Here is a 20828-nt window from a genome sequence, read left to right as displayed (position 1 = left end):
GCGTGATGTTGTTCCGAGCGGTGCTGGGCAGGATGTGGAGTGTGGTGCTGGGAAGAAAGCGCAGTGTAGTGGTTTGCGGCGTGGGGCTGGGCAAGAAGTGGAGCGTGGTGCTGGGAAGAAAGCTCAGCTCAGCCCAGCACGACACAGCCCAGAACACCGCATCTCATCTCATTTCACCCCAGCCCATCAAAGCCGCTTCTTCGTCTTCGACGTCGCCACCGCGCTCCACGGATCTTCCGGCCAAGGATGCTTCGGGTAGTGCCCGCGCATATCTGCGCGCACGCCGCTGTATGGCCCGGACCAGAAGCTTGCCAGATCATCGGTCACTGCTAGTGGGCGGCCAGCTGGGGAAAGCAAGTGAAACTGCACTTTTATGCCTGCATATTCTGGCGATTCGGCCAGCCCAAAGCATTCCTGAAGCTTCACTTTCACCACAGGTCGCCCCGTGGAGTAGTCCACCGCGGGGTGCGAACCGGACGGCACTTCCACATTGGCAGGCGCCAAACTATCCAGCTCAAGGGCTTCCGGCCACGGCAGCACGCGTTGGAGCACAGCATGCATGTCGACGGCCGCCCGGGATCCGCCGGCGATAGCCTCAAGCTCAGGGCCTAACCACTCCAGGGGTTCCAGGGTGGAGAAGTCTTTCCCCAAATCAGGCCACGGCGCTCCCAGCTGCGCGTGCAGGAAGTTCACACGATCCCGAAGCTGGCGGGCTTTCGCGGACAGTTCGAACATCGGGAAGTCTGTGAGCCCGTGTTGTCTGATGTGGTGCGCAAGCGCATCCACGGCGTCGTCCTTAGGTACTGCACAGGGCGTGGAGGACAGTTCGATGGCGCCCGCTGCGCGTATTTTTCGCCCGCGCAGCGCCCCGCCTTCCACCGTGGCTTCGAGGGTTTCGCGCACCGGGAGGATGCGCAGGGCGTCGCGTTCGCTGAGTCGCGCGGCGGCTCGGATGGTGGCTGACGCGGAGTGGGTGCGCGCACGGCTGCGGGATACGTCGGCGATGGCGAGCCATGGCGCGCCCGAAAGCCCCAGGTCAGCGGGTAGGGTTGCGCGTGTGCCCTGCGCGAGCAGGTACTCGTCCGTGGTGCCGACGCGCCGGGCGATGCGTTGGGGATACGCGAGAGCCGTGACGACGCCGGGCTCACGTTCACCCCAAAACTCGCCCGACTGGGGGCTGTACGTCGCGCCGGCATGAGAGGCGGAGGTCTCGTCGGTGTGGGAACTAGCGGCATGGGAGCCGTGCGAACCATCGGGACGCTCGTTGGATGGAGAGGCAGATTGTGTCTCGGCGGGGGAGTTGGCGTTGAGGGAGGCCAGCATCGCTCGAAGCCTCCGAGCCTCCTTCGCATGGGCCTTCCTGCGGTTCGCGTGCCGGGTGGCCCCAGCGGCAAGCTGCCCCAGATCACCTCGCGGCGAGTCCGCCAAAGAAGCGACAACATCCGCGGCAGCGGGCCCGCACATGAGCAACGCCCTGCCCAGACGAGGGTCCACAGGCAGCAGCGCCAGGGCGCGCCCCAGGTCAGTGATGCGCAGTTCATGCAGCTTTTCCATCGCACCGCCTGCGCGCGCGAGCGCAGGAGCTGCACCGCCTGGGCTCGCTGGAGGCTTCGCAGATCCCGCGCCACTGCCGCCAGCCGCGCCGTGGCCATCTGCCGCGGACCCTCTGCCCACTCCGCCTACTCCGCTACCTGCACTCACTCGGCCAGGCGCGACCTCGGCACCCTCCACAGCCCCGAGGCTCGTGAGCGTCGCGATGGCGTCCGTCATCGCCGCGTCAGCGGGTGCGTCCGGCAAGGGGAAGTCCGCTCCGGCTCCCCAGCTGAGCATGACGAGGGCGGCGTCGGATAGGTCGGACGTCAGGATTTCGGCGGTGATGTCCGGCGCGGCGTTGGAGTAGTCGGCGGCGCTGTAGGCGCGGATGACGGTGCCGGGCCCTTCGCGGCCTGCGCGACCGGCGCGTTGGTCGGCGGTGGATTGCGCGCAGCCGAGCGTCACCAGCCCGGTCATCTGCCGCGTGTTGTCGCGCCGCGGGACGCGCGACAGCCCCGAATCCACCACGATCCGCACGCCGGGAACGGTTAGGGATGATTCCGCGATGGAGGTGCTGACGATGATGCGTGCGTTGCGGGTTTTGCGTAACGCGTTGTCCTGTTCCTCCGACGCCAACCCTCCGTGCAGGCGGCGCACCTCAATGGTGGAGTGTTCTTCGATACGGCGTGCAACGATGTCGATTTCGCGCTGACCAGGGACGAAGACCAGCGCTGAGTGTTGCCGGTGGTGTTGCTCTACGGCTTGGATGGCGTGGTCGGCGAGGAAGTGGAGGAACTCACGGGTGCATTCTGCGCGGCCTGGGTGCGGTTGGTAGGTGATGTCCAGCGGGTGTGTGACGGCGGGGGTGCTGAGGATCGGGCTAGTACTACGGGTAGTGCCAGTGGCCAGGAGGGACGCGAAAGCGTGGGAGTTCAGTGTTGCCGACATCGCGAGGAGCCGGAAGTCCTCGCGCAATTGAGTTAATTCGATGCACATGGCCAGGACCAGGTCGGTGTCCAGCTGCCGTTCGTGCACTTCGTCGATGATGACGGCCGCCACGCCGTCGAGGGACGGATCTGCGAGAAGGCGGCGCAGCAGCACACCTGGGGTGACGAATTCCACCAGGTCGCCGGGGGTGTGTTCGCCTTTGATGGAATAGCCCACGTGCGTGCCGAGGGTTGAGGGGCCGCTGAGGTGGCCGAGGCGGCGCGCGGCGGCGCGAACCGCCACGCGCCGCGGGGCGGTCACGATGACGGTGCCGTCGATATGGTTCGCGCGGAGCCAGTGTGATACCGCCGGTGGTATCAGGGTGGTCTTTCCTGTGCCCGGCGGTGCCTGGATAACAGCAGTGGTGCTGTAATCCAGGATGCCCCAGAGCTCTCCGAGGGATTGAAAGACCGGGAGTCCTGCGCCGATGCTCTCCAGATCGAACGGCGCGGAGTTCGTGCTGGTGAACGGCGCGGAGTTCGTGCTGGTGAACGGCGTGGAGGTCGGGTTGTCGGACGGGGTGCTTGCGTTAATCATCGCGAACTCCCGTTACGCGCGCAGGCACCGTTGGTACGCATTGCGCACAGGCACCGCAGGTACTCGCAGGCACCGTTGGTACGCATTGCGCGCGGCGCACCGCAGGCGTATGCGCCGCCAACGTACGCGCGCGCAGGCACCGTCGATCCACGAGAGCGTGAATTACTGCTGGGAGCGGGGAATATCGCGGTCGGCGTCGTATGGCTCGGCCTTGACCAGCGTCACCTGCACCTCTTCGCCACTCGGGGTGGAGTAGGTGCGGGTTTCGCCTTCCTTGGCACCAACGATCGCGGCGCCCAGAGGGGCGTCGGTGGAGTAGGTCTCCAGATCAGGGTTGGAGGATTCCAAACCGCGAGTACCGATCAGGAAGGTCTCCTTGTCGTCCTCGTCGCCGTCGTAGTACACGTGGACCACGGTTCCGACCAAGGCCACACCGGACTCCATTGGAGCCTCACCGATGGTGGCGTTGTCCAGCAACTCCTCCAGGTAGGCGATGCGAGCCTCTTCCTGGCCCTGCTGCTCACGGGCGGCGTGGTAGCCACCGTTTTCCTTAAGGTCGCCCTCTTCGCGGCGTTCGTTAATCTCGGCGGCCAGCACCGGGCGGTTCTCACGCAGGGCGGTCAGCTCGCTGTGCAGGCGGTCGTAGGATTCCTGGGTAAGCCAGGTTGTTTGGTTCTCAGACATGACCAAAAGTCTAACATGCAAGGTCGCGCGGGGTGCGACTAGTTCTGCTTCGTGCAGCGCCGCCCCGGCTTGCCGCTAGTTCTGTGTCTCCGGAGTCAAATATGGCGGCAGGTCGGAGGAGCAGCCGTAGACCTTCGCGGCGTGGGCGCGCTCGCGCGTTGGCATGGTGGTTTCTACGCGGACAGTCTTGTCGCCTCCGGCGGGCAGGGCGATTTCGCGACGGCCGACGTCGTTCTTCTCGTAATCCAACGCGTAAATAATGCAGTAGGCGGGTTTGGACGGGTCATCGCGCGTGATGTCGATGCTTGCCTTGATTTCGTGATCGGAGACCACCGAGCCGCCCGTCTCCACTGCAGTGACATCCACCGTGGACTGGTTGCGAAGCATCGCCACGATGTACACCACGGCCGCCAGCATCATCGCAGCAAAAACCACGGCCAGGATCTTGCCGGTGAAGGTTCCACCGGAGCGCTTCCCGTAGCGCGCTTTCGGAGTGGACGGGGAGCCTGCCTGAGGAGCAGTGCCTGATGTGCCTGCGGTGCCTGATGCATTCATGATGTGTCCGAGTTTATATCACGCAGGTTTCGATCCACTAGCCCAGACCAAGTAAATTGGATGGACAGTAAGAGCAACGCTATAACAGCAACACACAAGCAACACTGACCCCTGTGAGATTCTGAAGGTTCCAGTTATCGTGCATTCTCCTCATTCCGAGCAGCCAGCCGGCCCTAAGTATCGTGTCTTGGCGATTCACGCCCACCCGGATGACGAATCCAGCAAGGGCGCGGCCACCATGGCGCGTTATGTCGACGAGGGCCACCGTGTCAAGGTCCTGACCTGCACGGGCGGTGAGCGTGGGGACATTTTGAACCCGTACTATTCCACGGACGGCCAGCTGGGCGGCTACGACGATTTCGAAGGCTTGAGCCTGTTTTCCGACCTGGATCCTTTGATGCAGATGCGCATTCTGCGCCAGCGTGAGATGGCCGATGCCGTGGACGTGTTGGGCGTGGAGCACGAGTGGCTGGGCTATGTTGATTCCGGTTTGCCGGAGGGGGATCCGCTGCCACCACTGCCGGAGGGCTGCTTTGCGTTGCAGGATCCGCAAGTTATCACGCAGGATGTGGTGAAGGTGATCCGCACGTTCCGCCCGCACGTGATCATTACCTACGACGAAAACGGCGGCTATCCTCACCCAGATCACTTAATGGTGCATGCGGTGAGCATGGAAGCCTGGAACGCCGCCGCTGATCCCACCTATCATCCTGAGCTGGGCGAGGCGTGGGAGGTGTCCAAGCTGTATTACACCCACGGTTTTGTCCGGACGCGTTTTGAGCTGCTGACGGATTACCTGCAGAATCAAGGCGTGGAGCTGTCTGAGACGGTGCAGGAGCATCTGCGCCTGTGGCAGTCTGCGCCTGACATTATGCAGAGGGTCACCACGCAGGTGCCGGTGGGGGATTGGTTTGAACGACGCGATGACGCGTTGCGTGCCCACGGAACCCAGATCGATCCCGAGGGCGCGTTCCTATTCTGCTCTGCGGATATTCAGCGGAAGGTGTGGCCTACCGAGGAGTTTGAGCTGGCGAGGTCGCGCGTTGGTGAGTTGCCACAGTACAGTGAACCCTACGAGCATGACCTTTTTGAGGGTCTAGAAGGAGTAGCACAGTGAACTCTGCAGTTGTCGCGCTGAGCAATGCGCAGTTGTATGCCACGGATCTGATGGTCTTTGCGCAGGATCAGAGCAATCGGGGTCCGATGGGCCCGGAGTTCGGCAAGGCCGGCCCGATGGGTTTGTTCGTGATCGTGGCGCTGACCTTGGTAATTTTGTTGCTGGGCTTCAACATGAACAAGCGCATTCGCCGCATGGAGCGTCGTAAGGCGTTTGCGGACAAGTGGGGCATTGACCTGTTCGACAAGGAGGCGCTGGAGGCAAAGATGGAGGAGGAGGGCTTCCACGAGACCGTGGGCCGCTCCAAGGTCATGTACGCCCGTACTGAGGTGCCGCAGACTGATGATCGTTTCCTTCCGTCGTCCGGGACGCTGAAGGGACCTGATGCCATCGACGCCGAGCGCAACCAGTCGAAGTCTGGTTCCGCAGAGGACCGCGACTAGTTTTTCAAGGTGTGTCCATGTCCTCGTCCAGCATGAAGATACCCGCAGTGAAGGTGCCCGGCGTGAAGGTTCCCAGTCTTTTGTATCCAGCCTATGAGGCGCAGCTGGTGCGCGCCTTGAAGGGGAAGTCGATCCCTCAGCATGTGGCGATTATGTGCGATGGAAATCGACGCTGGGCGCGCGAAAATGGCTTCACCGATGTTTCTCACGGTCACCGTGTGGGTGCGAAGAAGATCGCGGAGATGTGCAGCTGGTGCGATGAGATGGGCATCGAGACCGTGACTGTGTACCTGCTGAGTACGGAGAACCTGCAGCGCAGTCCGGAGGAGCTGAGCTTGCTGTGCGACATCATCGGTGATGTTGCCGACGAGCTGGCCGGCGACCCGGCAGGCTTCCGGCTTCGTACCGTGGGCCAGTTGGACTTGTTGCCGGATACGCTGCGCAGCCGCCTGCAGCGTAGCCAGGAAAAGGCCGCGGAACATACGGGTGTGCGGGTGAATGTGGCCGTGGGCTACGGGGGCCGCCAGGAGATCGTGGATGCGGTGCAGAAGCTAGTGGATGAGCTGGTGGCCGATGGGGTGGCGCCGGAGGAGCTGTCGGAGAAGATTACCGCGCAGGCTTTGGGGGATCACATGTACACGTCTGGCCAACCGGATCCGGATCTGGTGATTCGTACGTCTGGTGAGCAACGCCTCAGCGGATTCTTGCTGTGGCAGTCTGCGTATTCAGAGATTTGGTTTACGGACACGTATTGGCCAGCGTTTCGGCGCGTGGATTTTCTGCGGGCGCTGCGGGATTATTCGCAGCGGCACCGTCGCTTCGGAAAATAAGCGGCAGGCGCTACACCTTGCGCATCCGAACCTTCTGCACCAGATGATCCGGGCCCTTGCGCAGCACCAAGGACGCCCGCACCCTCGTGGGCAGGATGTTCTCCATCAAGTTGGGGAGGTTCACCGTCTGCCAGATCTCGCGGGCGACGAAGCTCGCCTCCTCATCACTCAACTCCGCGAAATGGTGGAAGTGCGCCTGGGGATCTTGGAACGCAGTGTTCTTTAACTTCAGGAACCTGTTGATGTACCAGTCTTCGATGTCCTCGCGCTTGGCGTCGACATAAATGGAAAAATCAAACAGGTCACTGACCATCAACGTTGGGCCCGTCTCCAGTACATTGAGCCCCTCCACGATCAAAATATCGGGGCAATCGACCGTCACGAATTCGTCGGGGATACGGTCGTACGCCTCGTGGGAATACACCGGCGCGGTCACATTGCGGCGGCCGGACTTCACTTGCGTGACGAAGCGCAGGAGCGCGCCCTGGTCGTAGGACTCCGGGAAACCCTTGCGGTGCAGCAAGCGGCGCCGCTCCAGCTCCTCGGTGGGGAAGAGGAAACCATCGGTCGTCACCAAATCCACCCGCGGGGAGGACTCCCAGCGCTGCAGCAACACCTGCAACACACGAGCCACCGTGGACTTGCCCACAGCCACCGAACCGCACACTCCAATGATGTACGGGATCTTCGGCATGGGTTTGCCCAGGAACTCCTCCGTGACGCGATTGAGCTGCTTGTGGGCCTCCACGCGCAGGTTGATCAGGCGCGATAGGGGCAGGTAGACCTCGGAGACTTCCTCCAGGTCGATCTCATCACCGATGCCGCGCAGGCGCTCCAGCTCACATTCCGACAGCACCTGTGGCATCGCCTGGCGGAGTCCGCGCCACTGGGTGCGGTCGAACTCGATGTACGGGCTCGGCGCGGCTGAGGCGGAGCCGTGGTGTGATTCCTGCGGAAAAGCAGGCTGCGCTGCATGCGGGGAGGACCCAGTGGACGTCATGGCATCAATTGTGCACCTAAACGGGGTCAATGGGAAAATTGCAATGTAGAGGATAAAGGTTAGACTTTTCAGGAAAACCATTTCCCTTCTTCGAAAGGCCCATTGTCTGATGACTGAAACGCCACAGAACAATCAGCTGCAGCACAACATCCCACTCAGCGAGTTCGACCCCGAGGTAAACAACGCCATCGCCGGCGAGCTGAGTCGCCAGCGCAACACCCTGGAGATGATCGCCTCCGAGAACTTCGTCCCCCGCGCAGTGCTGCAGGCACAGGGCTCCGTACTGACCAACAAGTACGCAGAAGGTTACCCAGGCCGCCGCTACTACGGCGGCTGCGAGCACGTAGACATCATCGAGGACCTGGCGCGCGACCGTGCGAAGGCCGTATTCGGCGCAGAGTTCGCGAACGTGCAGCCACACGCCGGTGCGCAGGCTAACGCTGCAGTCCTGATGGCGCTGGCCAACCCTGGCGATAAGATCATGGGCCTGTCCCTGGCACACGGTGGTCACCTGACCCACGGCATGCACCTGAACTTCTCCGGAAAGCTCTACGACGTTGTTGCCTACGAAGTGGACCCAGAGACCTTCCGCATTGACATGGACAAGGTCCGCGAGCAGGCGTTGAAGGAAAAGCCACAGGTGATGATCGCAGGTTGGTCTGCCTACCCTCGCCACCAGGACTTCGCGGCCTTCAAGTCCATCGCCGATGAAGTGGGCGCCAAGCTGTGGGTGGACATGGCTCACTTCGCAGGCCTCGTGGCTGCGGACCTGCACCCATCCCCAGTGCCACACGCAGACGTGGTGTCCACCACCGTGCACAAGACCCTGGGCGGTCCTCGCTCCGGTCTGATCCTGTCCAAGCAGGAGTACGCCAAGAAGCTGAACTCCGCTGTCTTCCCGGGACAGCAGGGTGGCCCGCTGATGCACGTGGTGGCAGCGAAGGCTGTGGCGATGAAGGTTGCTCAGACTGAGGAGTTCCGCGACCGTCAGCGCCGCACCCTGGAGGGCGCCCAGATCATCGCTGAGCGCCTGAACGGTGAGGACACCAAGGCTGCCGGCGTGCAGGTGCTGACCGGTGGCACCGACGTGCACCTGGTCCTGGCAGACCTGCGTAACTCCGAGCTGGACGGCCAGCAGGCTGAGGATCTGCTGCACGAGGTGGGCATCACCGTTAACCGCAACGCCGTGCCGTTCGACCCACGCCCACCCATGGTGACCTCCGGCCTGCGCATCGGTGCCTCCGCACTGGCATCCCGTGGCTTGGATGCTGCCGCCTTCACCGAGGTTGCTGACGTGATCGGCACCGCCCTGGCTGGCAACGCTGACGTGGAGGCCCTGCGCGCCCGCGTTTCCAAGATCGCTGAGGACTTCCCGCTGTACGAAGGCCTCGAGGAGTGGAAGCTGGCCTAGCATGACCGAGATGAACGACGCCACAGCGCGCTCCTCAACAGCCCTCATTGTCGTCGACGTCCAGAATGACTTCGTGGATGGTTCATTGGCAACGGGGCGGGGCGCGGCGGTGGCGTCGTTGATCACGGACCATCTGCGTGCAACCACCTATGGCGTGGTGGTGGGCACCAAAGATTGGCATATTGACCCGGAGGGGCACTTCGCGCCCGAGGGCGAGGAGCCCGACTTTGTGACGACCTGGCCCGTGCACTGCGTGGCGGGGTCTCGCGGCGCGCAGCCTCATGCCAATCTGGACACTGATCTGATTGAGCAGTGGTTCCTCAAAGGGGAATACACCGCCGCCTACTCCGGTTTTGAAGCTCATCGCGACCCGGGCGTAGATACGGCTCGCGACGGGGATGCAGCGAGCGACCAAGAGGTGCTGTTGGGGGAGTGGCTGCGCTCTGCTGGAATCACCGACGTGGTGGTCTGCGGTATCGCTACGGAGTTTTGCGTGCGCGCCACCGCGCTGGATGCTTGTGAGCAGGGCTTTGGTGTCACTGTGATGCGCGAGCTGTGCTCACCGGTGAACCCCGACGCATCTGAGGGTGTTTTCCACGAACTTTCGGAAGCCGGTGCCCGCGTGCAGTAGCGTGGGTTCTATGATAGAGCAGACTTCAGACAACGCCACCCCATCCCTCGTGCAAATCGAGGACGCGCACGGCGTGCGCACCATCACCATCAACCGGCCAGACGCCTTCAACTCCCTGAACAAGGAGCTGCGCCTGGCTTTGATCAGCGCCTTCCGTACCGCGGCTACCGATGCCGCGGAGGCTGGAAGCTCCGTTCGCGCTGTGGTTCTCCGCGCTGCTGGACGGGCCTTTTGTTCCGGACAGGACCTGAAGGAGCAGCTGCAGGACACGAAGAATAAGACGGGTCTTGAGAAGGTTGTAGAGGAGTACAACCCGATGATCGAGGCTCTGTTGGACATCCCGGTTCCCACCATCGCCGCTGTACAGGGACCTGCCGCCGGTGCCGGCTGGGGCATTGCGATGGCCGCAGACTTCCGCATCATGAGCAGCGCCGCATCCTTCAAGGGAGCCTTCACCGGCGTGGGCTTGGCAGCGGATTCGGGTCTGTCGCAGTCCCTGGTGGATACTGTCGGGCGCGCCCGTGCGCTGCAGATCCTGCTGTTGGATCAGAAGATCGGTGCTGAGGAGGCGTTGTCCCTTCAGCTGGTGCAGCAGGTGGTGGACCCAGAGGTATTGGACGATACGGTTGCTGCCTTCGCTGCGGGCCTGGCGTCTGGTCCGACCGCGTCGTACAAGGAGATGAAGGCGCTGGTGAAGCGCGCGTCCAAGATCAATGCGGCTGCTGCCGCGGAGGCTGAGGCGCAGGAGCGGTTGTTCCACTCCGAGGACCATGCGGAAGCGGTGACTGCGTTCGTGGAGAAGCGGAAGCCGAACTTCGCTGGCAAGTAGCGCCTGCCGCAGCTGCTGGATGAGGCGCCGGATGTGCTACTGAGCAGCTGCCGGGGCGCCAGGGCACCGGGGCGCCGGGCGTCACAACGGCACTATCTGATTGTCACCGCAGTGGCCGCAATCCGTGCGGTCACTGCGTCCCCCGGTGCGAGGGAGAGCTCCGTGAGTGTGTGGAGGGAGACCAACGCTCGGATCACAGTGGGCTGCTGTGGCATGTGTGCGCCTTCGGTACCCTGGGGTTTTTCGGTGCTTTCAGCCCCTTCGACGCCAGTGGGTAGCAGGGCAATCGAGACCACACTGTGCCCCGTGCGCGCATCCGTGTCCAGGTACTGAACCACTCCGGGGAGAGTATTCACCGGCGGGGTGGAGTCTGCGGGGTTGGAGTTCACGGCGCTTGAACCCGGCGCGGCAGGGCTGTCGGGAACGGAACTCTGGCCTCGCGTGATGGACACCGCTGAGGCCGCGAAGATGACGGTCCCGGTCGGGGATGTCTCACCCGAGCAGGTCTTATCCGAGTATGTCTCACTCGAGCCCGAAGTGCCTGGGCTCGGAACCCCCACGAACCTCACAGAGCCACCGGCCTTACCGCCAGGAACCCGGACCGCCACGAACTCATCACCGTCACTGATTACGCGTCCGTCCATGCCCCCATCCGCGCCGCCGTCCACGTGTCCGACCACTCGTCCAATCACACGGTTTAGCCCCATCATCGACGCGGCGAACTCCGTCGCAGGGCACGCCAGCGCCTGCTCCACACTGTCCACGGACACCACCCGGCCCTTCTCCATTACGGCCACCGAGTCCGCAAGCGTGGCGATATCTGCCGGATCATGGGAGATCAGCAACACAGTCAGCCCCCGAAGCTGCTGGAAGATCGCTCTCCACCGACCCGCGCTAGCGTGATCCACCGCGGCCAGAGGCTCATCAAGAATCAACACCCTCGGCCGCGCCGCGAGCGCTCGCAGCAGGGCAACCTGGGCTGCCTGCCCACCGGACAGCAGCGGCACGGGGGTGTCGGCCATGTCGCTGAGGCCTGCGGCGCGGAATAGCTGCCGGGCCTCGTCCGCGTTGCCGCTGACCATCGCCACCGCCTTCAGCGCCGTGGTGGTCGACGGTAGCCCCGGATCCTGCGTTAACAGGATCACACCCGGTCGCTGTCCGCGTGCTGCGTCCCCTTCGAAGGAGACGCGCGCCCCGGTCCAGCCGCCGGTAATCAGCTGCGCTAACGTGGTCTTGCCGGCCCCGTTGTCCCCGATGATCGCGGTGGTCTGCCCGCCAGGAAAGCGCGCCGTCCACGGGGCGCCGTCCTTATCCGTGGCGCGAATCTCGACCGCAGGTCCCCGTCCCGCATCCGATTCCGGAAGGATGTGGAGGGCTGAGAGAACCCGCGCCACGGCGTCGGTTTTAATGGGCGGGAGCACCACAGCGCCGGGGGTTACGGGTGTGCGTAAGCTGCGGCGTCGCCTCACAAGGGCGCGCACACCCTGCGGCGCCAAGGTCAGAAGAATCGCCGCGACAGCCAGAAGAATCAGCAGCACCGCCAGCACATAGGCGTGATCGGGGTTGAATTCGCGCGTCAGGTACACCCCAATCGGCAGCGTCCTCGTCACGCCGGGATAGGAACCGGCAAACGTCAGCGTGGTCCCGAACTCACCCAGCGATCGCGCCGCAGCAAGCCCCACCGAACTGCCGATCGCAGGCGCCAGGGCGGGCAGGGTGATGCGCCACAGGATAGCGCCGCGCCCCATACCTACCCCCGACGCCGAAGCCTCCACCGTCCGCGGCAATCGCCCGATGGCGGCGTCCATGGTGACGATCACAAAGGGCAGCGCGATAAACACGTGCGAGAGCACCACAGCCGGGAACGTGAAGGCGAAGTCCTGGCCCAGCGCATTCAGGACGGGAGTGGCGAGGCCCGTCGCCCCGAAGGCTGCGCTGAGCGCCAAGCCTCCCACCACCGGGGGCAGGGCCAGCGGCAGGTACATCAGCAGCCGCAGGATGAGGGTGCTCATGGTTCCCGCGCGCAGAGCATTGAGCCACAACGCGGCCGCCACCCCGAGGGGCACCGCGATGGCCGTAGCTTGAACGGTGGAAAAGATCGTCACCTTGAGGAGATCGATGGTGTCTGGTTGCGCCAGGACCGTGCCGACCTCGCCCCAGGGCACCCTGAGGGACAGCGCCAGCAGCGGCACCGCGATCAGCAGGAGGGCCAGTGCCGCCAGCGCTGTGGCCGCCGGGGCGGGGCGTTGGTGGGCGGGAGCAATCATGACTGAAAGTGTAGCGGCTAGCCCTCACACACCCTTCAGTGACAGTTAACTTGCTGGGCTGATACAGCTGGTTAATCCGCTGGGTGAAACCCGTGGGAGGACCACAGGCTGCGCGCTGAGTTGCTGGATAAGTATGTGACGAGCTCGGCGGCGCGCTGCTCACGTGTCGCTGTGCTGTGAGTCGTCACTGCCGCATAGAGGGTGTTGGCGCGCTGCTCAGCACGAGGGATGGGGATGGAGGTGACGCTGTCGGACGCCGCGGCGGCGTCGGTGGAATAGACCCACCCCGCGTGAGCCTGCCCGGACGTCACCTTGCCCAGCACGTCAGACACAGATTGTTCCAGCGACGCCGCCGTGAGATGCAGCCCCAGGTCCTCCTGAATTGCCTGCGACGTCCGGCCACACGGCACTTGCGGGGCGCAGAGCACCAGGCGGTGAGAGGACAGCGCCTCGTCCACATCGGTAATGCCCGCAGGATTGCCCTTCGGCACCACCATCACCATCGTGTTTGTGGCAACGGCGACGGGATCGCGTACAAGGCCCTGTTGAACTGCCGCATCCATCGTGGTCTTATCCGCGGTGATGAGCACGTCGGCCTGGGCACCGTCGGCCAGCTGCTGCAACAGACCGGAGGAACCACCATTGACGATGGTGAGGGGGTGATCCCATTCCTTCTGCAGGTCCTCGTTCACCACCCGCGTGGAGGCAGCACCGAACACCGTGAGTGTGTCCGGGTCCTCCGCCTGCTGCGAGCCCGTGGTGGATGGGGCGCACGCGGACAGTGCAAGGGATAGTGCCACGCATAGTGCCAGGCACAGCGCTGGGCCTAGAGTCACCCACAGTGCCATCGAACGCCGTGCGGCGAGGTCTTCGGAGACAGACGTTCTTTTAAAGCTCACGGGACCAATCTCCAGAACGCCCCCCAGACTTCGCCGTGATCCCACACGTGCGAATGTAGGCGCTGCGATCCACTCCCTTGACCATGTCGATCACATTCAGCGCCGCAACGGACACAGCCGTGAGCGCCTCCATCTCCACGCCCGTGCGATCGGCCGTGCGCACCGTCGCGGAGATGGCGACGTGATCATCCTTGATTTCCAGCTCCACCGAGCAGCCGTGCACCCCGATCGTATGAGCCAGGGGCAGCAGCTCGGGCACCTTCTTTGCCGCGGAGATGCCCGCGATGCGTGCCACCGCCAGGACATCACCTTTGGGGACAGTGCCGTCGCGAAGAGCCTGCAGCACCTCAGGGGAGCACGCTACCTGCCCGACCGCCGTGGCAGTCCGGACCGTGGGTTTCTTGTCGGTGACATCCACCATGTAGGCGGAGCCGCGATGATCGAGATGAGTGAAGTCCATGGTGAATGTGAGCCTTCCTAGCCGCTGGTCACGATAACCGACACGATATCACCCGGCTGCACAGACGGGCTGGGGTCGGCCTCCACGATGACGATCCCGTCCAGATTACCGAGCGAGCCAACGAAGTGGCTGCCCAACTGGGACTCCGAGTAGGGGAGAGCCACAGGGCACAGTTGCTCGGCTCCCCGTTCAGACCCGCGTTCAGACCCGCGCTTAAGACCCTGCGACTCCGCGAACTCTAACCGCACCGGCATCGCGCCCGTACGATCTCCCGAGCTAGGGAAACGAGCACCAGCCACCGCCGGGATCACCCGCCGTGGCTGTGCCCCCAACCCCTGCAGCACATCCAAGGCAGGCCGGACGAACATGTGAAAGCTCACCCACACCGCCACAGGGTTTCCTGGCAGACACACCAGCATCGCCTTGTTCCACCGCCCCAACCCCTGCGGCTTCCCCGGCTTCATGTTCACCGGACCGAACCACACGTCCTTTTCCTCACCCACCTGACGCGTGACATCGAACGCTCCCGCAGACACGCCACCGGTGGTGATGATCATGTCGTGCTGTTGGCTCAACTCATCCAGCGTGCGGGAAAACTCCTCAGGCTCATCCGATGTGTACGCCACGGTCACCTGGCTGTATCCCGCTTGGCGCAGCAATGCCGCAAGCATCGGACCGTTGGAATCAGGGATCATCCCCTCGGCAAGCCCACCCCGTATAGCCGCCGGGTCGAGAAGCTCATCCCCGCTGGAGACTATGGCGATGGAGGCTGGGCGTCGGACAGAAATATCAACCGTACCGGCCGAAATGAACGCGGCGATCAACCCCGCATCAACTCGCGACCCCGCCTGCGCAATCAGGTCACCGACCTGGATATTCGCACCTCGAGGACGGATGGCGGCGCCACCCACCTGATGGATCGTCACCTCAGTCGGCAGCGGATGCGGGCCGGCGGGAATGTTCGTGAACTCCACGGGAATCACCAGCACGTGATCCAGGTCCTGCTCGCGGATCGGCGCACCCGTCATGATGCGCACGGCGTGGCCCGGCGGGACGGCGCGTGCAGCATGCCCGGCGGGGACATCGCCAGCCACGGGAAGAGTGATGGGCAGAGCCACCGGGGACTGCTTGCTGCCCAGCACATCCTCCCGACGGACCAGGAAACCGTCCATCGCGGAGTTGTTCCACGGCGGGATCGGCAGGCGCGCGTGCACGTCTTCGGCGAGGTACAGTCCTGCCGCCTCAGGGGCGCTGGCCAGTGCCGTGTCCGTAATCTTGCATTGTTCGGCCAGGGCGATGGTCTGAGCGTAGTGCTCCTCGATGGAGCGGTAGCCCTGCGCGCCGTGCGGGTGCGTTGGCGGGCAGCACCCGTCGGCGTGCGTGTGATGGGTGTGCGCTTGATCTGCGTGCGCCTGATTCATCGGGTGCTCCTCCCGCTCTGGCTCATCTGGCCTGTTCAGCTTCTCCAACATCTGTGTTCACCCGCCGATAGCGGACATCAGCCTCTGCGGCTGCAGGAAATCCGGTCGGTCAATGCCATGGCCCGGCAGCTTGCTCCACATCGCCACGCGCCACATGTCCGCCAGCTCCAGGTCGCTGGCGCCCTGACGCATCGCCTGCCGCAGCGAAGTTTCCGTCCGGGCGAACAGGCATGTCCGGACCGCGCCATCGGCTGTAAGGCGGGTGCGATCGCACGCGCCGCAAAAGGAATGCGTGACCGACGCAATCACGCCGATCGTCCCCTGCAGCCGCGCGCTGTCCTGCCCGCGCGCCGTGTCCTGCTCGCGCCCACCGTCGCGCGCCACCGCCGTCCACAGCTCCGCCGGCGCCGACCCACGCGGCTCCACCACCGGGGACAGGTGAAAGCGCTCGCCCAGCCGCTCCAGGATCTGCTCGGCGGTGACCATGTTGTCTCGGCGCCACTGCCCGCGTGGCCCCAGCGGCATCTGCTCAATAAACCGCAGTTCAAGGCCATGTTCCAGGCAGTATTCCGCCAGCGGCACAATATCTTCTTCATTGGTGTTCGGCATCACCACAGCGTTGATTTTCACGGGATTCAGCCCCGCTGCAACGGCTGCCTCGATACCCGCCAGCACATCGTCTAAGCGATCGCGTCGGGTGAGCGTGGCGTAGCGCTGCCGGTCGATCGTATCTAGGGACACATTCACGCGATCCAGCCCGGCTCGTGCCAGCGACGCCGCGCGTTTCTCCAACCCCAGCCCGTTGGTGGTCAGCGCCGTGCGCACGGGCTGCCCCAGGTCGGTAGTCAGCTGATGCGTAGCCGCGATGATGTCCTCTAGGCCGCGCCGCAGCAGCGGCTCACCGCCGGTGAAGCGCACGTGCCGGATGCCGAGTTCCTCCACCGCGATGCGGATGAGGCGAATCACCTCGTCGTTGCTGAGCACCGTGTCCTGCGCCATCCAGTCCAGCCCTTCCTCGGGCATGCAGTAGGTGCAGCGCAGGTTGCAGCGGTCGGTGAGGGATACGCGCAGGTCCCGGGCCACGCGCCCGTAGCGATCGTCCAGGACCGGGTTGGCTAGGGCGTCGCGCCGCTCGGCCGTGCTGGGGGCAGGTGGGAAGGGGGTGCCGAGGGCCACAACGCTCATACCGTGTCCCCCTCGCCGGTGGCTGCCTGTGAATCCTGATGAACAACGACGCCCAACTCTCCCGCCCGCGACACATCCCGCGTGAGAGGACCGCCTCGATCCGCGTGCGCATGAATACCTCCCGCCAGGTTAACTAGCCCCGATGCCCCGAGCTTCTGCCACACATCGATGGCGGTTGCGCTGCGCACGCCCGCGGCGCAGTACACCACGGCCGGGCCGGTGATCGCCAACGCGGAAGGATTCTCCGCCAAGGCACTTAAGGGAATGTGGATGGCGCCAGGGATGAAGGCGGCCTGGAACTCGTGGGCCTCGCGCACGTCGATGAGCGGCAGGTCACCCGTGTAGCATGCCTGCGGCACCTCGGTGGTGGTGAGGATCTCATCAACCACCGGCCCGTGCGCGATGATGCGCCCAGCAACCGACGGGTCGGCCTGCAGGGGGACGAAGTCCCAGCTGGCCTCCAAGGAATCGAAGTACCCGATGCGGCCCATCAGGGGCTTGCCCACGCCCGTGAGAAGCTTGATGGCCTCCAGTGCCATGGCGCTTCCCACCACGCCCACTATGGGGCCCAGGGTTCCTGCCTCGGCGCAGTTCGGAACGCTCCCCGGAGCCGGCGGATGTGGGTATAAGTCCTCGTAGATTGGTCCGTGACCCGCCCAGAACACACTGAGCTGCGCCTGGAATCCCAGCACCGAGCCCCACACGTGGGGAATGCCGTGCCGGGCGCATGCCGCGGAGGCGATGTGCCGTGTGGGGAAGTTATCACTACCGTCGAGAACAACGTCCACGCCCTCGAGCAGCCCATCGGCGTTGGAATGCGTCAGCCGGCAGCAATACGTGGTGACCTGGATGGTCGGGTTGATTGCCAGCGCGGCCTCTTGCGCCGAGTCCACCTTGGCCCGCCCCACTGCACGCGTGGGGTGAATGGTCTGGCGATGAAGGTTGGATTCGTCCACCGCGTCGTCGTCGATGAGGATGAGGCGCCCCACCCCAGCCCCGGCGAGGTATTGGATGGCGGGGGAGCCTAGTCCGCCGGCGCCGATGAGTGCCACGGTTGAGGCCGCGAGTGCCTCCTGGGCCTCGGCCCCGAAACCAGTGAGCGCGACCTGGCGGGCGTAGCGCTCGGCCTGCGTTGCCTGTTCGGCGTTGTTGTATTCACTCATTCCAACCCCACCCACTGGGCTGAACCATCGCTGAGCTGCTGCTCCTTCCAGATCGGGACCTCAGCCTTTACCCGATCAGTCAGCAGGGAGCAGGCGGCGAAAGCCTCCGCGCGATGAGCAGAGGCGGCAACCACAGCAAAAGCCACGTCGCCAATGGCTAAGTGCCCAATGCGGTGAGCTGTCCACAGGCGCACGTTCGGGTAGGCGCTGGCCACCTCCTCGGCGACGCGTCGGATCTCCGCGTCCGCGGTGGGGTGGCAGGTGTAGTCCAAGGACAGGACTGAGTGGCCGGCGTCGTGATTCCGGACAACCCCGTGGAACGTGACGACCGCCCCATCGGCCTCGGTGGCGGTCTGGGCCACGGCGGCGTCCACCACGTCCTCGATCGGGGTGGACATGATCGAGGCGTGCAGCACCGTGCCACCCGGAGCCGTGCCATCCGCCGGCCCCGTGCCACCTGTGGCCGTGCCGGCTGCCTCAGAACCATCCGAGTCCTCCAGCTCCACCAGCTCCACCAGATGCTGCAGCACCGGCTCCAGCGTGGCGATCCCGTCTTTTACCCCGCCGGTGGACCCCGGAAGCGTCATCACCACGGTGCTACCAGCAATGCCCGCGACCGCGCGAGAGGTGATCGCCAGCGGCGTGTGCGCAAGGCCTCGCGCAAAGAAATCCTGCACCAGCCCGGGTAGCGGTTTGGTGATGTGAGGCGTGACAGCCTCCACAGTCAGATCGTCTGGGGTGACGCCTGTGCCGCCCGAGGTGAGCAGCACAGATGGCGGGTTGTGACCCAGTGCGCTGTCCACGGCGTGGGCTATGTGGGCGTCGGGGACAACGATGGCATCCGGGGTGGTGAAGCCGTGAGCGCGCAGGAATTCCACGGCGATGGGGCCGGAGCGATCGTCGTACACTCCGTGGGCGGCGCGAGTCGACGCGACGATGACCAGTCCGGTTCGCTGACGTTCACTCATGCTCACTCCTCATGTTGCGCGATGTTGCGCGCGCGACTTCACGCGTCTTCTGACTGCTTTAGCGTGCAGCCGAATCGTCATCCACCCTACCGAACCGCCCCTACACTCCACAGTGTTGTGGCGGCGCTAGGCTTAATCACCATGAGCATCTCCGTCCATTACTTCGCTGCCGCCAAAGCCGCTGCGGGTACGTCGCAGGAACTCATCGAGGACGTTCCTGCCACGCTCGCTGATCTGATTGCGCTGCTCGGGAGTCGCCACGCAGGGATGACCGACGCCGGCCTTTCTCTCGCAGAGGTTCTCACCCAGTGCAGCTTCCTTGTGGACGGCATGCGCCGCGATCAGGACGCGGCCCTGGAAGGCGCCAGCCGGGTGGATGTGATGCCCCCCTTCGCCGGCGGGTAGTGCGGGTATCGAAGGAAGCGAGTCTTGGGGGGGAGCCTTTCGCAGTGCCGATGGCTTGCGGAAGCTTGCGCAGACGGCAAAAGCCGCCCATCCTCCCCGAAGGAGGATGAGCGGCTGGGCTTGGTGCCTCTAGGGAGGCGAGCCTGAGCCTAGAGCTCAGGCTTTAAGCGCGCTGTGGGGCTTACTTGTCGCCCTTTGCCAGACGGCGGGAGATGATCTCGATCATGATCTCGTTTGGACCACCGTAGATTGGCTGAACGCGGGAGTCCAGGTAGTGGGTAGCGATTGGGTACTCCATCATGAAGCCGTAGCCACCGTGCAGCTGCAGTGCCTCGTTAACAACCTTGATCTGCAGCTCAGTGGTCAGGTACTTGGCCATAGCGCCGGTGACCTCGTCCAGGGTGCCGTTGACCTTCTCCACGATCGCAGCGTCCACGAAGGACTGTGCGGACTGGATCTCGGTAGCCATCTTGGCCAGCTCCCAGCGGTATGCCTGGTGGTCGATCAGGCGGTTACCGAAGGTCTTGCGATCCTGGGAGTGCTTGTACACCAGGTCGAAGGCGCGGCGAGAGGTTGCCACGGAACCAACGGCGATGGACAGACGCTCCTGAGCCAGGTTGGTGCGCAGGTAGCCGAAGGCGGCACCCTCTTCACCCAGCAGGTTCTCCTTAGGGATGCGGACGTCTTCGAAGGACAGCTCAGCGGTGTCCTGAGACTTCAGACCAACCTTCTTCAGTGGGCCGGTCTTGGTGTAGCCCTCCATGCCATCTTCGATGATCAGCATGGACACGCCAGCGCGGCCAGCTTCTGGGTTGGTGACGGCAACAACCAGGGTGAAGTCAGCCTGGACACCGTTGGAGATGAAGGTCTTGGCGCCATTCAGGATGAAGTCGCCGTTCTCGTCCTTGCGAGCAACAGAGCGGATACCGGCCAGGTCAGCACCTGCGCCAGGCTCGGTCATAGCCAGTGCGGCGATCTTCTCACCGGAGCACAGTGGCTTCAGGAAGCGCTCCTTCTGCTCGTCGTTGGCGAAGCGGTCCAGGTAAGGGATGACCAGGTCGTTGATGGTCTGGATTCCCACGATCACGGAACCGGAGTCAGCCTCAGCCAGCTCCTCGGACAGGATGGCGTTGAAGCGGTAGTCGCCGGCCTGTCCGCCGCCACCGAACTCCTCAGGAGCCATCATGCCCAGCAGACCCTGCTGGCCGGCCTTCTCGAACAGGGAGCGGTCGCAGTAGCCCTGCTCGTGCCAGCGCTCAACGTTTGGCTTGACCTCTGCGTTGACGAAGTCGCGGCAGGCCTCGCGGAACATGTTGTGCTCTTCTTCGAAGATGTTACGTGGCAAGAAATTCTTCATAGTTCTGTTCTTCCTCTCAACCACCCGTGCCGCCTGGTGGGGCAGGGGCGACTTTGACTGTTGTGAACCACTTGTGCATGTGGCCTCATCGCTGACGCGACCAGCGCTTCAGCCGATGGGCTTACATGAAAGTGTGACGCTCATCT

The 20828-nt window shown here is 64.0% G+C and carries 19 protein-coding genes; 7 read left to right on the top strand and 12 right to left on the bottom strand.

The window, feature by feature from the left end:
- Positions 1 to 186: 186 nt before the first annotated feature.
- The 3 genes from GC425_RS02735 to GC425_RS02725 all read right to left on the bottom strand — a co-directional run bounded on the left by GC425_RS02735 (position 187) and on the right by GC425_RS02725 (position 4296).
- Positions 187 to 3057 (bottom strand): ATP-dependent RNA helicase, encoded by a 2871-nt coding sequence (locus GC425_RS02735; protein WP_257821852.1) that lies wholly within the window; start codon positions 3055 to 3057, stop codon positions 187 to 189.
- Positions 3058 to 3219: 162 nt separating this feature from the next.
- On the bottom strand, positions 3220 to 3741 hold the full coding sequence (gene greA, locus GC425_RS02730) for a transcription elongation factor GreA (protein WP_151841906.1): 522 nt from the start codon (positions 3739 to 3741) through the stop codon (positions 3220 to 3222).
- Positions 3742 to 3816: 75 nt separating this feature from the next.
- Positions 3817 to 4296 carry a DUF4307 domain-containing protein gene (locus GC425_RS02725; protein ID WP_151841905.1) on the bottom strand — a complete coding sequence of 160 codons (480 nt, stop codon included), beginning with the start codon at positions 4294 to 4296 and terminating at the stop codon, positions 3817 to 3819.
- 238 nt (positions 4297 to 4534) lie between these two features.
- Here GC425_RS02725 and mca point away from each other — a divergent pair, with 238 nt between their 5' ends.
- Genes mca through GC425_RS02710 form a run of 3 tightly spaced genes read left to right on the top strand, consistent with a single transcriptional unit; the run spans position 4535 to position 6686 of the window.
- Positions 4535 to 5413 carry a mycothiol conjugate amidase Mca gene (gene mca / locus GC425_RS02720; protein ID WP_370451972.1) on the top strand — a complete coding sequence of 293 codons (879 nt, stop codon included), beginning with the start codon at positions 4535 to 4537 and terminating at the stop codon, positions 5411 to 5413.
- Positions 5410 to 5856: a hypothetical protein gene (locus GC425_RS02715; protein WP_225723467.1), complete on the top strand. Its 447-nt coding sequence runs from the start codon at positions 5410 to 5412 to the stop codon at positions 5854 to 5856. The genes mca and GC425_RS02715 overlap by 4 nt, the downstream gene beginning before the upstream one ends.
- A 32-nt stretch (positions 5857 to 5888) precedes the next feature.
- On the top strand, positions 5889 to 6686 hold the full coding sequence (locus tag GC425_RS02710; protein ID WP_151842416.1) for an isoprenyl transferase: 798 nt from the start codon (positions 5889 to 5891) through the stop codon (positions 6684 to 6686).
- Between the two features lie 10 nt (positions 6687 to 6696).
- Here the strand turns inward: GC425_RS02710 and coaA are convergent, their stop codons facing one another.
- Complete coding sequence (coaA, locus tag GC425_RS02705; RefSeq protein WP_151843907.1) at positions 6697 to 7686, bottom strand: type I pantothenate kinase; 990 nt, start codon at positions 7684 to 7686, stop codon at positions 6697 to 6699.
- 109 nt (positions 7687 to 7795) lie between these two features.
- Here coaA and glyA point away from each other — a divergent pair, with 109 nt between their 5' ends.
- Genes glyA through GC425_RS02690 form a run of 3 tightly spaced genes read left to right on the top strand, consistent with a single transcriptional unit; the run spans position 7796 to position 10557 of the window.
- Complete coding sequence (gene glyA, locus GC425_RS02700) at positions 7796 to 9097, top strand: serine hydroxymethyltransferase (protein ID WP_151841902.1); 1302 nt, start codon at positions 7796 to 7798, stop codon at positions 9095 to 9097.
- 1 nt (position 9098) lies between these two features.
- Positions 9099 to 9728 carry an isochorismatase family protein gene (locus GC425_RS02695; protein WP_151843908.1) on the top strand — a complete coding sequence of 210 codons (630 nt, stop codon included), beginning with the start codon at positions 9099 to 9101 and terminating at the stop codon, positions 9726 to 9728.
- 10 nt (positions 9729 to 9738) lie between these two features.
- On the top strand, positions 9739 to 10557 hold the full coding sequence (locus GC425_RS02690) for an enoyl-CoA hydratase/isomerase family protein (RefSeq protein WP_151843909.1): 819 nt from the start codon (positions 9739 to 9741) through the stop codon (positions 10555 to 10557).
- Positions 10558 to 10649: 92 nt separating this feature from the next.
- Here GC425_RS02690 and GC425_RS02685 read toward each other — a convergent pair whose 3' ends face one another.
- The 7 genes from GC425_RS02685 to GC425_RS02655 form a co-directional block, all read right to left on the bottom strand.
- The gene (locus GC425_RS02685; protein WP_151843910.1) at positions 10650 to 12824 is read right to left on the bottom strand and encodes an ATP-binding cassette domain-containing protein; all 2175 of its coding nucleotides are present in this window, start codon (positions 12822 to 12824) and stop codon (positions 10650 to 10652) included.
- Positions 12825 to 12895: 71 nt separating this feature from the next.
- Positions 12896 to 13723, bottom strand: a complete 828-nt coding sequence (gene modA, locus GC425_RS02680; RefSeq protein WP_231699684.1) for a molybdate ABC transporter substrate-binding protein — start codon at positions 13721 to 13723, stop codon at positions 12896 to 12898.
- A complete protein-coding gene (moaC, locus tag GC425_RS02675; RefSeq protein WP_151841898.1) occupies positions 13713 to 14183 on the bottom strand; it encodes a cyclic pyranopterin monophosphate synthase MoaC in 471 nt (156 codons plus the stop codon). The genes modA and moaC overlap by 11 nt, the downstream gene beginning before the upstream one ends.
- 17 nt (positions 14184 to 14200) lie before the next feature.
- On the bottom strand, positions 14201 to 15655 hold the full coding sequence (locus GC425_RS02670) for a molybdopterin molybdotransferase MoeA (RefSeq protein ID WP_151843911.1): 1455 nt from the start codon (positions 15653 to 15655) through the stop codon (positions 14201 to 14203).
- 6 nt (positions 15656 to 15661) lie between these two features.
- Complete coding sequence (gene moaA, locus GC425_RS02665) at positions 15662 to 16789, bottom strand: GTP 3',8-cyclase MoaA (RefSeq protein WP_151843912.1); 1128 nt, start codon at positions 16787 to 16789, stop codon at positions 15662 to 15664.
- Entirely contained in the window at positions 16786 to 17952 is a 1167-nt protein-coding gene (locus tag GC425_RS02660) for a ThiF family adenylyltransferase (protein ID WP_151843913.1), read from the bottom strand. Before GC425_RS02660 ends, moaA begins: the two co-directional genes overlap by 4 nt.
- Positions 17949 to 18920: a molybdenum cofactor biosynthesis protein MoaE gene (locus GC425_RS02655; RefSeq protein ID WP_151843914.1), complete on the bottom strand. Its 972-nt coding sequence runs from the start codon at positions 18918 to 18920 to the stop codon at positions 17949 to 17951. Before GC425_RS02655 ends, GC425_RS02660 begins: the two co-directional genes overlap by 4 nt.
- A gap of 147 nt (positions 18921 to 19067) precedes the next feature.
- Between GC425_RS02655 and GC425_RS02650 the strand changes: the two genes are divergently transcribed.
- On the top strand, positions 19068 to 19325 hold the full coding sequence (locus tag GC425_RS02650; RefSeq protein WP_192930390.1) for a MoaD/ThiS family protein: 258 nt from the start codon (positions 19068 to 19070) through the stop codon (positions 19323 to 19325).
- Positions 19326 to 19506: 181 nt separating this feature from the next.
- Here GC425_RS02650 and GC425_RS02645 read toward each other — a convergent pair whose 3' ends face one another.
- On the bottom strand, positions 19507 to 20682 hold the full coding sequence (locus GC425_RS02645) for an acyl-CoA dehydrogenase family protein (protein ID WP_151841893.1): 1176 nt from the start codon (positions 20680 to 20682) through the stop codon (positions 19507 to 19509).
- Positions 20683 to 20828: the final 146 nt, after the last annotated feature.

This window comes from Corynebacterium sp. zg254, from assembly GCF_024701495.1.
Taxonomy (GTDB): Bacteria; Actinomycetota; Actinomycetes; order Mycobacteriales; family Mycobacteriaceae; genus Corynebacterium; species Corynebacterium zhongnanshanii.
This window is presented reverse-complemented; position numbering and strand designations above follow the sequence as displayed.